We start from the raw sequence: 11,690 nt of genomic DNA on the forward strand, positions 1-11,690 counted from the left end.
AGTAACCTCAGGCGGCCTCATGGCCGCCTGCCAAGTTTTTCGCTATGCCCGTTGCCGGAAACGGTGCGTGCAATGCAAAACCTTACGTGATGACGGTCGGTTCGTTGCGGCCGGTATGGGCCTTGATGCCGGCGATCGTATCGGCAACGGAAATAAGGTCGGCAAGCGCCGCCTGCGTTTCGATGCCGTGACGGGCCGCATCCGGCTCATAGCGCTCGACGTAAAGTCTGAGCGTTGCGCCCGCAGTGCCCGTGCCGGAAAGGCGCAGCACGATGCGCGAACCACCTTCGAACAGGATGCGGATACCCTGGTTCTTGCTGACGGACTGGTCGACCGGGTCGAGATAGGCGAAATCATCAGCAGCTGCGACCTTAAGATTGCCGTAGCTGGTGCCGGGAAGTGTTGCGAGTTTTTCGCGCAGGATGGCCACCAGAGTGTTTGCTGCGTCCGAATCCACTTCCTCATAATCGTGGCGGGAATAATAGTTGCGCCCATATTCGGCCCAGTGCTTGGTAACGATGTCCTTCACGCTTTCCTTGCGGGCGGCGACAATGTTCAGCCAGTAGAGCACGGCCCACAGGCCATCCTTTTCGCGCACGTGGTTGGAGCCGGTGCCGAAGCTTTCCTCACCGCAGATTGTAACCTTGCCGGCATCCATGAGGTTGCCGAAAAATTTCCAGCCGGTTGGCGTCTCGTACATGCCAAGCCCAAGCTTTTCGGCGACGCGGTCGGCTGCGGCACTTGTCGGCATGGAACGGGCGATGCCGGAAATGCCGGCGGCATAACCGGGCGCGAGCCGCGCATTGGCGGCGATGATCGCCAGGCTGTCGGACGGGGTGACAAACATGCCCTTGCCGACCACCATGTTGCGGTCGCCGTCGCCATCCGACGCCGCGCCGAAATCGGGACCTTCCGGGCTCATGACATCGTCATAAAGCTCCTTGGCGTGCACCAGGTTGGGGTCGGGATGGTGGCCGCCGAAATCGGGCAGAGGCGTTGCGTTGCGGACGGAGCCCTTCGGCGCGCCGAGACGCTTTTCGATGATTTCCACGGCATAGGGGCCGGTGACGGCACTCATGGAATCGACGACAACCTTGAAGCCGCCGGCAATCAGGGCGCGAATGGCGGCAAAATCGAACAGTTCTTCCATCAAAGCGGCATAATCGGCGACCGGATCGATGACGTCGACCGTCAGTTCATCCACCTTGAAGCTGCCCACCTTGTCGAGATCGACGTCGGCAGCGTCGGAAATCTTGTAGCTGTCGATGACCTTCGAGCGGGCATAGATCGCGTCGGTGATCTTCTCCGGCGCTGGGCCGCCATTGCCGATATTGTATTTGATGCCGAAATCTTCGGTCGGGCCACCAGGATTATGGCTGGCGGAAAGCACGATGCCGCCGAAGGCTTTGTATTTGCGGATGATATTGGAGGCGGCGGGGGTGGAGAGAATGCCGCCCTGACCGACCAGCACCTTGCCGAAACCGGCGGCGGCCGCCATCTTGATCGCCTTCTGGATGACTTCGCGGTTGTAATAACGGCCATCGCCGCCGATCACCAGCGTCTGGCCCTGAAAGCCCTCAAGCGAGTCGAAGATCGACTGGATGAAGTTTTCGGCATAATTTTCCTGGGCGAAGACGGGCACCTTCTTGCGCAGGCCGGATGTGCCCGGCTTCTGATCCTGAAAGGGTGTCGTCTGAACGGTCTTGATCATTGTTTCAATGGCCTCTCGAAATAAGCTGGCTGTAAAGCGCGGCGTAGAGCGCAGCGCTTTTTTCCCAGGAAACATCGGATTTCATGCCGAGTTTCTGCATTTGTGTCCAAAGTTTCGGGTCGTGATAATAACGCACGGTCCGGCGGATCGCCTGTTTCAGACCGTCGAGCGTGACGGGTGAGAATTGTACACCGGTCGCCGATTTATTGGCGATGGCGGCATGGTTGGCGTCGATCACCGTATCGGCAAGGCCGCCGGTTCGGGCAACCACGGGAACGCAGCCATAACGCAGCGCGTAAAGCTGGGTGAGGCCGCAGGGCTCGAAGCGTGAGGGGATGATGATCGCATCGCAACCCGCCTGCATCAGATGCGATAGCGGCTCATTATAACCGATGGCGACACCGACGCGGCCATGGTGGCGGGATGCCGCCGCCAGTAGCGCGCCTTCCAATGCCACATCGCCGGCGCCCAGCACAACCAGACGGCCGCCGAGGGAAACGATCTCGTCCACGGCTTCCGCCATCAGATCGATGCCCTTCTGCCAGGTGAGGCGGGATATGACGCAGAAAAGCGGGCTGTCATCCTGGTCGATGCGGAAATGTTCTGCGACGGCCTTCTTGTTCAGCGCGCGGTTCTTGAGATTGGTGGCGGAATAGTTGTCGTGGATCAGATGGTCGGTGGCCGGGTTCCAGACATCGGCGTCAATGCCGTTGACGATACCGTGCAGCACATGGGCGCGGCTGCCGATCACCCCTTGCAGCCCCATGCCGAATTCCGCGGTCAGGATTTCTTCCGCATAGGATGGGCTGACCGTGCTGAGCGCGGTTGCCGTCTGCAAGCCGCCCTTGAGGAAGCTGACATCGTTATAATATTCGATGCCTTCCATGCCGAAGGCGTGGGCGGGCAATTCGAGCTTGCTGAAGATGTTGGCCCCGAACTGACCCTGAAAAGCAATGTTGTGGATGGTGAGAAGGCTCGGAATCTCCGGCGTTTCGGCATAACGCATATAGACCGGGGTCATCGCTGCCTGCCAGTCATGGGCGTGCACCATATCCGGCCGCCAGCCGGGAAGCACACCGGCGCCGATTCGTGCCGCTGCCAGCGAGAGCGCCGCAAAGCGCTTCCAGTTATCAGGATAATCCTTGCCGGTCTGGCCGAGATAGGGGCCGCCGGAACGCTCGTAATAGGCGGGCGCGTCAAGGATCAGAAGGTCTAGCCCCTCATGTTGGACTTCGAGCAGATCGGCCTTTTCGCCAAGCAGATCGGTGAACTCAAAACATTTGACGGGGTCCGTCACGGCGGCTTTCACCGCCGGATATCCGGGTATCAATGTGCGCGTTCTCACGCCATAGGCTTCGAGCGCGATGGGGAGGGCGCCGGTAACGTCGGCGAGCCCTCCGGTCTTGATCAGGGGATAAATTTCGGATGAAACCGAAAGGACATTCATGGGCTCTACAGGTCCAGCTTGTCGATCATCGATTGGGTGATAAGGCAAATGCCGTTTTCCGTGCGCCGGAAACGTTTGGCATCCAGTTCGGGGTCTTCTCCTACAATCAGTCCTTCCGGAATGACCACTCCATGGTCGATGACGACGTTGCTGAGCTGGGCGTGGCGCCCGATCTTTACACTCGGCAGTACTACGGCATTCTCAAGGCGGGAGTATGAATTGGCGCGCACGCCTGTGAACAGAAGGCTACGGTTGAGGGCGGCGCCGGAAATGATGCAATCGCCTGACACAACCGACGACACGGCAGAACCGCGGCGGTCCTCATCGTCATGCACGAATTTCGCCGGCGGAGTGATTTCYGCATAGGTCCAGATCGGCCAGGACTTGTCATAGATATCGAGGTCAGGCACCACATCCGTCAGGTCGATATTGGCCTGCCAATAGGCATCGATGGTTCCGACATCGCGCCAGTAGGGTCCGTGCTCGAAATCCGAACGCACGCAGGAGTCCGCAAAACGGTGCGCGACGGCTTTGCCGTGCTGGACAATGTAGGGAATGATGTCCTTGCCGAAGTCGCGGCTGGAGGTGGGGTCGGCGGCATCGCGACGCAGCGCTTCCATCAGGAATTTTGTGTGGAAGACGTAGATCCCCATCGAGGCAAGCGCGAAATTCTCATTACCGGGAATGCCGGGCGGATCGGCCGGCTTTTCGATGAAGTCGATGATCTCGTCTTTTTCGTTCACATGCATCACGCCGAAGCCCGACGCTTCCTTGCGTGGCACTTCAAGGCAACCGATCGTTACATCCGCGCCGGAATCGACATGCTGTTGCAGCATGTATTCGTAGTCCATCTTGTAAATATGGTCGCCGGCCAGAATGACCATATATTCGGGCGCATAGGGCTCGATRATGTCGATGTTCTGGTAAACGGCGTCGGCGGTGCCTTCGTACCATTGCGTTTCGGACACGCGCTGCGAGGCCGGCAGAATGTCGAAGCTTTCGTTACGCTCTGGACGGAAGAAGTCCCAGCCGCGTTGCAGGTGGCGGATGAGGGAGTGAGCCTTGTATTGCGTGGCGACGCCRATGCGGCGAATGCCGGAATTCAGCGCGTTCGAAAGTGCAAAATCGATAATGCGGGCCTTACCGCCAAAATAAACCGCTGGTTTTGCCCGGCGGTCYGTCAATTCCTTCAAACGGCTTCCTCTACCGCCCGCGAGAACATAGGCCATTGCATCACGCGCCAGGGGCTGAACTCTTTTTTCCGACATGGTTGTCCTCCCGTTCTGTCTGTCAGTTTTCCGGTTCGAGCATGATCGTTGCCAAGGGCGGCAGGACGAGCATCGCCCCGATTTCCCCACCGGCATTGACCGCCTGAACGCGTCCGCCATTTCCCTTGCCGCTGCCGCCATAAATTTCGGCATCGGTGTTGAGAATCTCCCGCCACCGCCCCGCAACAGGAAGCGGCACATAATAGTTTTCCCGGTAGACCGGGGTCAGATTGCAGATAACCGCAACCGGTTTTTCGCCGGGCGCCGAGCGCAGCCAGGCGAAGACCGAGTTTTCGTGATCATCGACCACCAGCCACTGGAAACCTTCGGGTTCGCAGTCACGGGCGTGCAGAGCGGCTTTCGAACGGTAGGTGAGGTTGAGATCGCGCACGAGGCGGCGCATACCCTCATGCATCGGATATTGGCGAAGGTTCCAGTCGAGCGATCCCTTTTCGCTCCATTCGCTCCACTGGGCGAACTCCTGCCCCATGAACAGCAGCTTCTTGCCGGGATAGCCCCACATGAAGCCGTAATAGGACCGGAGATTGGCAAATTTCTGCCAGTCGTCGCCGGACATCTTGGCGATCAACGATCCCTTGCCGTGCACTACTTCGTCATGGGAAAGCGGCAGCACGAAATTTTCGGTGAAGGCATAAAGAAGGCCGAATGTCAGTTCCTGATGGTGGAACTTGCGGTGCACCGGCTCACGCGAGAAATAGCTCAGCGTGTCGTGCATGAAACCCATATTCCATTTGAAGCCGAAACCGAGGCCGCCCTCGTGAACCGGCTGCGACACTTTCGGCCAGGAGGTGGATTCTTCTGCAATGGTCATGACGCCCGGATGGGTACCGTAGACGAGCGAGTTCATCTTCTGCAGGAAGCGGACGGATTCCAGGTTCTCGCGCCCGCCATATTCGTTGGGGATCCACTCGCCTTCCTTGCGGGAATAATCGAGATAGAGCATCGAGGCGACGGCATCGACGCGCAATCCATCGAGATGGAATTTTTCGGCCCAATAAAGCGCGTTGTTGACGAGGTAGGACAATACCTCGATGCGCCCGAAATTGTAGATGGCCGTGTTCCAGTCGGGRTGAAAACCCTGACGCGGGTCGGCATGTTCGTAAAGCGCTGTCCCGTCAAACAGGCCCAGGCCGTGCTCGTCGGTTGGAAAATGCGCGGGAACCCAGTCGAGGATCACGCCGATGCCGACCTTGTGGGCGCCGTTGACGAAGCGGGCGAAACCTTCSGGATCGCCGAAACGGGCGGTCGGGGCATAAAGCCCGGTCGTCTGGTAACCCCAGGACGGATCGTAGGGATGTTCGGTGATCGGCAGAAACTCGATATGGGTGAAGCCCATATCCGTGCAATAGGGAATGAGCTGGGTGGCCATTTCGTCCCAGCTGAGGAAGGTGCCGTCCTCGCGACGCCGCCAGGAACCGGCGTGCACCTCGTAAATGCTGATCGGCTGCCGGCGCTGGTCCACTTGCGCCCAATGTTCCCGGTGGGCCTGATCTTCCCATTTCTGCGCCAGCTCCGGTGCGGTAACGGAGGCGTTCTTCGGCCGCAGTTCACCACGCCGTGCATAGGGGTCGGCCTTCAGCGGTAGAAGCTCGCCGTTTGCGCCGAGAATCTCGAATTTATAGGCGCAGCCAGCATAGACGTCAGGTGCGAAAATTTCCCAGATGCCGGTATCCTTGCGGAAGCGCATCACATGCCGTCGGCCATCCCAATTGTTGAAATCGCCGACGACGGAGACGCGCTGCGCATTGGGAGCCCAGACGGCGAAGTGGAAACCTTCGACCCCTTCAAGCTTGAGCGGATGAGCGCCCATCTTGTCGAACAGTCGCAGATGCGATCCCTCGCGGACGAAATAATCGTCCATCGGTCCAAGAACCGGACCAAAGCTGTAGGGGTCGGTCACTGCCCATTCCGCATCGTCGCGACAGGCGCGATAACGCACGGGCTGACGCGAGGTGAGATCGACCGGGCCTTCAAAGAAACCCTCCGGATCGAGCTGCTTCAGTTCGCCGACGAAAGATCCGTCCAGTGTGAGGACAGATACTTCTTCAGCCCCCGGAATGAAACACCGTGCAGAAAAACCTCCCGGCGTTTCGTGAACGCCGAGAAGTGCAAAGGGGTTGGAATGCAAACCGCTCTTGATCGCCTCGATTTCAGCCTTCGTGATTTCGCCAGTCTTTTTCTCTTCGGCCGAATTGAGCGGTTTTTTCATCAGGCTCTCCAGATATCGGCGGCGTATTGCCGGATCGTCCTGTCGGACGAGAACCAGCCCATACGCGCCGTGTTACGGACTGTTTTCGCATACCAGCTTTCCGGATCGCTCCAGATCGCATCCACCTTGCGCTGCGCTTCGGCGTAGGCGTCGAAGTCGGCCGCGACCATGAACCAGTCGCTGTTGTAAATGCCGTCGATCAGCCCGGCAAAGCGGGAGCGGTCGTCGGGTGAGAATACGCCAGAGGCGATGGATGACAGCGCCTGCGACAGTTCCACCGACTGTTCAATAATCGCGCGGGGGTTGTGGCCCTCGGCGCGCGCTTTCGACACCTCCTCCGCCGTCATGCCGAAGATGACGATGTTGTCCTCGCCGACATGTTCGAGCATTTCGACGTTCGCACCATCCAGCGTGCCGATGGTGAGCGCGCCATTCAGCGCRAACTTCATGTTGCCGGTGCCCGAGGCTTCCATGCCAGCCGTCGAGATCTGTTCGGACAGATCGGCGGCCGGAACCATGATTTCCGCAAGCGAGACGTTGTAGTTCGGAATAAACACCACTTTCAGAAGCCCGCGCACGGCCGGATCGTTGTTGATGACCCGGGCAATATCGTTGGCAAGTTTTATGATCAGCTTCGCGTTGTGATAACTCGGCGCTGCCTTGCCTGCGAAGAACTTAACGCGCGGTACCCAATCCAGTTCCGGGTGAGAACGGATCTGGTCGTAAAGCGCCACCGTTTCGATAAGGTTCAGAAGCTGGCGCTTATATTCATGGATGCGCTTGATCTGGATGTCGAACATGGCCGAGGGATCGACACGGATGCCCATGCGTTGCGCCACCGTATTGGCAAGCCGCACCTTGTTCAGACGCTTCACTTCGGCAAATTTTTCGCGGAAACCGGCATCGTCGGCGAAGCGGTCGAGCGCTGTCAGCTTTTCCGCATCGTCGAGGAAATCGTCGCCGATCGCTTCCCGGATCAATCCGGTCAGGCCGGGGTTGCACTGCATCAGCCAGCGGCGCGGGGTGATGCCGTTGGTCTTGTTGTTGATGCGCTCGGGATAAAGGCTGTGCAGGTCGGCAAAGACCGTTTCCTTCATCAGTTCGGTATGAAGTGCCGAGACACCGTTGATGGAATGCGAGCCGATGAAGGCGAGATTGCCCATGCGCACGCGCCGCTCACCGTTTTCGTCGATCAGCGAGATGGACCGGATCTGCTGATCCGGCATCTTCTTTTCCTTGCGGGCGTATACCAGCGTATTGGCATTGATCGCATAGACGATCTGCATGTGCCTCGGCAAAAGCCGCTCGAGCAGCGGGACGGGCCAGCTTTCCAGCGCTTCGGGCAAAAGCGTGTGGTTGGTGTAGGAGAAGGTGCCCTGCGTGATCTTCCAGGCTTCGTCGAATTCAAGGCCGTGGACATCGCATAGCAGGCGCATCATTTCGCAGATGGAAATGGCCGGATGCGTGTCGTTGAGCTGGATCGAAACCTTGTCGGGCAGCGAGGTGAAATCCGGATATTGCTGCAGGTGACGGCGCAGAATGTCCTGCAGGGAGGCGGAGGAGAAGAAAAACTCCTGCCGCAGACGCAATTCCTGGCCGGCCGGGGTCGCATCGGCGGGGTAGAGAACGCGCGTCAGGCTTTCGGCCTTGTTGCTTTCCCGCAGCGCGCCGATGTGGTCGCCGGCATTGAAGGCGGCAAGCAGAATGGGRTCGATAGGCTGCGCCGACCATAGGCGCAAGGTGTTGACGCGGGTGCCGCGCCAGCCGACGACAGGCGTGTCGTAAGCCATGGCAATGACGCGTTCGGCMGGTTTCCAGACGAAGCGCTGCGGCTCCTCATATCCACCGATGGTTTCCACCGATCCGCCAAAGCCGATTTCATACGAGCTTTCGCGACGTTCGAATTCCCAGGGATTGCCGTGCGCCAGCCACGTCTCCGGCAATTCCACCTGCCATCCGTCCGCCATCTGCTGGCGGAAAAGGCCGTGCACATAACGGATGCCGTAGCCATAGGCGGGAATATCGACGGTTGCCATCGATTCCATGAAACAGGCAGCGAGACGGCCAAGGCCGCCATTGCCAAGTGCCGCATCCGGTTCCAGTCCGGCAATGACATCGAGATCGACGCCGAGCGAAGAAAGCGCGTCCCTGATTTCGTGCATCAGCCCGATATTGGAGATCGCATCGCGCATCAGGCGACCGATCAGAAACTCGAGCGACAGGTAATAAACGCGCTTGGAATTGTTGGCATAGGCCTTGCGGGTGGAGGCCATCCACTTGTCGATGATGCGGTCACGGACGACGAGAATGGTCGCGGTCAGCCAGTCATGCGGCTTGGCAACTTTTACGTCCTTGCCGATACGGTAGGTGAGGCGCTCGATGATTTCCGCTGCCATGATTTCCGGGTTGGAACTGCGCGGGGCGGGACGGGGAAGATCGGCGGCGTTTAGATTATTGATCATTGGTCGGTCAGCACCTTGGTGGGAGGAGAGGGTCTGATGAGGTCGATCCGGTTTGCCTTTACTGATGCCAGTTTATGCATCGATATGGAGGCGTGGCAACAGCATTTTTTGTGGAAATTTGAACAGCTTAGGGTAATGAAAAATAACACTTTTTCTTCAGCGTCCCGAGGATCGCCAAAGGCATTGCCTGCCCATTGTCCGTCATTCATGAACGGGTTTGCATGGTCCTTGCGATGCAGGGCATCGTTCAAGAAAGGGAGAGGGGCTGCAACACTTCTGAAATGGTTCACCGGTCCTGAAATCTGTTTCGGTCTATCGGATCACACACTAGCCTTCGCGGCGGAGATAATTCAATGAAAATAAACACGACGCTGCCGCAGCCGCGCCCACCGGTGGCGGCCAAACTGAAAAATGGCCTCGGTCGTCATGAAATGCGACGTTTACGGCAGGGAAAAAGGTTCAGTGGTCATACCGCCGGCGCGGATCGTCACCCGGGTATTTGGCGGCACCGCACACCACGGGGTGCAATCGAAGGAAAAGGGTTCCGAGCTTAGCGCGATGCCCTCTTCAAGCCCGCGCCAGTAAAGCGTTGGCGGCTTGTCGTCGCTTGACCAGCGGAAGGCGTGCAGGCAATCGCCATCCATCAACACGGCGCTGAACCGCAACGCGGAAGAAACACCCGCCGCGATCATCTTTTCCAGGCAGAGGCGCAGCGCGGTGGAAATGGCCCGAACCGGGTCCGCATCAAGGCCGTGGCCGGCGGCAATCAGGAAGATGGCTTCGCTGTCGCCGGTGCCGCGCCGGGCGGAATAAATATCATCGGGTATGAGGGAATCAATGTCGCGCCTGATCTGCTCGTAGCCGCCGATCTGGCCGTTATGCATGAACAGATATTGACCATGCGCAAAGGGGTGGCAATTGGCACGGGATACTTCGCCTGATGTSGCGGAGCGGACGTGGGCCATGAACATGCCCGAGCGGAGCTGGTGGCAAAGGGCGGCCAGATTGGCGTCGGACCAGGCGGGTCTGGTGTCGCGAAAAACGCCGGGCGTTCCGCGCTCGCCATACCAGCCAAGACCGCAACCGTCGCCGTTGACGACGGTTTTMGCTTCCCTTGCGGCCATGGACTGGCTGACCAGCGATGCTTCCGGCTCGATCAGAAGACTGTCGAGCCAGACCGGTTTACCGGAATAGGCAAAAAGGCGGCACATTCATGCAGCTCTGTTCAGGGCCTTGTTTTCGAGCGCGAAGCCGACAGCGGCCTGGGCGTGAATGGCGGTCGAATCGTAGCCCGGCAAAGGCAGGGCATCGGGATCGATCAGCAGGGAAATTTCGGTGCAGCCGAGAATGACGGAATCGACGCCGAGCGCACGGGCTTTCTCGATGACCGACATGTAGCGCTCGCGCGAGCACGACTTGATCTCGCCCTGGCACAATTCGCCAAAAATGATGTCGTGGATGGCGGCCCTGTCTTCCTCATCCGGCACGACCACATCGACGCCGTGGCGGCGCATGCGGTCGGTGTAGAAGCCATGTTCCATCGTGTAGCGTGTGGCGAGCAGAAGCGGCTTGCGGCGTCCATCCGCCTTCAATGCGGTGGCAGTTTCGTCAATGATGTCGATGAGAGTGACGCCCGACATTTTTTCAACGGTTTCCGCAACGAGGTGCATGGTGTTGGTGCAGATCAGCACACAATCGGCACCCGCATTGGCAAGACGCGCACCCGCAGCGCCCAAAAGCGCGCCGGCCTCATCCCAGCGGTCGGCCTTCTGAAGGGCGACAACCTCGGAAAAATCGAGCGAATGCATGACGATATCGGCCGATACGAGCCCACCGCGGCTGTCACGAACGGCCTCGTTGATCATGCGATAATAGGTTGCGGTGGATTCCCAGCTCATGCCGCCGATCAGACCGATCCGTTTCATAGGCGTTCCCTTATAAAAGTTTGATTGATGACAAGAATGCCATTGCCGCGATGAAAACGGCATGCGTTTTTTCAGGGATTTAGAAGGCAGATTGCAAATTCTGGGCGTGCATTATGCTCAGCTCGCAAATTTCTTGCGCCACTACGTTAGATGATGCATTCTTGAGCAATGATTGACGACCGTGACCGCCGAATCCTTGCGATTCTCCAGGAGAATGCAGAAACACCTCTCGCCGATATCGCGGATGAGGTGTCRTTATCGCTTTCCGCCTGTTCCCGCCGTATCACGCGTCTGCGTGCGGAAGGATATGTGACCGGCACGATGGCGCTGCTCGACCGGCGGAAAATCAACCTGCCGACCACGGTTTTCCTGCTTGTGAGAACCGGCCTGCATGCGGAGGACTGGCTGGACCGGTTCCATGCCGCCGTCAGCACCATACCGGAGATCGTCGAGGTGCACCGGCTGACCGGCAATTTCGATTATATTCTGAAACTCGTGCTGCCAAATGTCGAATATTACGACACCATCTACAAACAGATCCTCCGGCGGGTCGAGCTTTACGACATGTCCGCCTATATCTCCATGGAGACGGTGAAGCTGTCGTCTTCACTCCCGACGACGCATATCTGATCGCAATATTTGGTCTT

Annotated in this window: 8 protein-coding genes; 1 reads left to right on the forward strand and 7 read right to left on the reverse strand. The window is 58.6% G+C overall.

Going from position 1 to position 11,690, the window contains the following annotated elements; all coding sequences use genetic code 11:
- Positions 1-82 precede the first annotated feature (82 nt).
- The 7 genes from AB4Z23_RS22030 to AB4Z23_RS22060 all read right to left on the reverse strand — a co-directional run bounded on the left by AB4Z23_RS22030 (position 83) and on the right by AB4Z23_RS22060 (position 11,043).
- A complete protein-coding gene (locus tag AB4Z23_RS22030; RefSeq protein ID WP_004431805.1) occupies positions 83-1,711 on the reverse strand; it encodes an alpha-D-glucose phosphate-specific phosphoglucomutase in 1,629 nt (542 codons plus the stop codon).
- Positions 1,712-1,715: 4 nt separating this feature from the next.
- On the reverse strand, positions 1,716-3,158 hold the full coding sequence (gene glgA, locus AB4Z23_RS22035) for a glycogen synthase GlgA (protein ID WP_004431807.1): 1,443 nt from the start codon (positions 3,156-3,158) through the stop codon (positions 1,716-1,718).
- A 5-nt stretch (positions 3,159-3,163) separates the two neighbouring features.
- Positions 3,164-4,426: a glucose-1-phosphate adenylyltransferase gene (gene glgC / locus AB4Z23_RS22040; protein ID WP_004431809.1), complete on the reverse strand. Its 1,263-nt coding sequence runs from the start codon at positions 4,424-4,426 to the stop codon at positions 3,164-3,166.
- A gap of 22 nt (positions 4,427-4,448) precedes the next feature.
- On the reverse strand, positions 4,449-6,656 hold the full coding sequence (gene glgB / locus AB4Z23_RS22045; protein WP_174046229.1) for a 1,4-alpha-glucan branching protein GlgB: 2,208 nt from the start codon (positions 6,654-6,656) through the stop codon (positions 4,449-4,451).
- Positions 6,656-9,118, reverse strand: coding sequence for a glycogen/starch/alpha-glucan phosphorylase (locus AB4Z23_RS22050; protein ID WP_004431815.1), 2,463 nt, complete (start codon positions 9,116-9,118; stop codon positions 6,656-6,658). Before AB4Z23_RS22050 ends, glgB begins: the two co-directional genes overlap by 1 nt.
- Positions 9,119-9,558: 440 nt before the next feature.
- The gene (locus AB4Z23_RS22055; RefSeq protein WP_004431819.1) at positions 9,559-10,329 is read right to left on the reverse strand and encodes a class II glutamine amidotransferase; all 771 of its coding nucleotides are present in this window, start codon (positions 10,327-10,329) and stop codon (positions 9,559-9,561) included.
- Entirely contained in the window at positions 10,330-11,043 is a 714-nt protein-coding gene (locus AB4Z23_RS22060) for an aspartate/glutamate racemase family protein (protein WP_025595226.1), read from the reverse strand. It abuts the gene before it with no gap.
- 168 nt (positions 11,044-11,211) lie between these two features.
- Here AB4Z23_RS22060 and AB4Z23_RS22065 point away from each other — a divergent pair, with 168 nt between their 5' ends.
- Positions 11,212-11,673 carry an Lrp/AsnC family transcriptional regulator gene (locus tag AB4Z23_RS22065; RefSeq protein ID WP_003498392.1) on the forward strand — a complete coding sequence of 154 codons (462 nt, stop codon included), beginning with the start codon at positions 11,212-11,214 and terminating at the stop codon, positions 11,671-11,673.
- Positions 11,674-11,690 lie beyond the last annotated feature (17 nt).

The organism is Agrobacterium sp. MCAB5, from assembly GCF_052114365.1.
GTDB lineage: Bacteria > Pseudomonadota > Alphaproteobacteria > Rhizobiales > Rhizobiaceae > Agrobacterium > Agrobacterium tumefaciens.

Bases quoted from the DNA above. Each gene is read 5' to 3' on its own strand.
- AB4Z23_RS22060 (WP_025595226.1), bottom strand. From the start codon at position 11,043: ATGAAACGGATCGGTCTGATCGGCGGCATGAGCTGGGAATCCACCGCA.
- AB4Z23_RS22030 (WP_004431805.1), bottom strand. From the start codon at position 1,711: ATGATCAAGACCGTTCAGACGACACCCTTTCAGGATCAGAAGCCGGGC.
- glgA (WP_004431807.1), bottom strand. From the start codon at position 3,158: ATGAATGTCCTTTCGGTTTCATCCGAAATTTATCCCCTGATCAAGACC.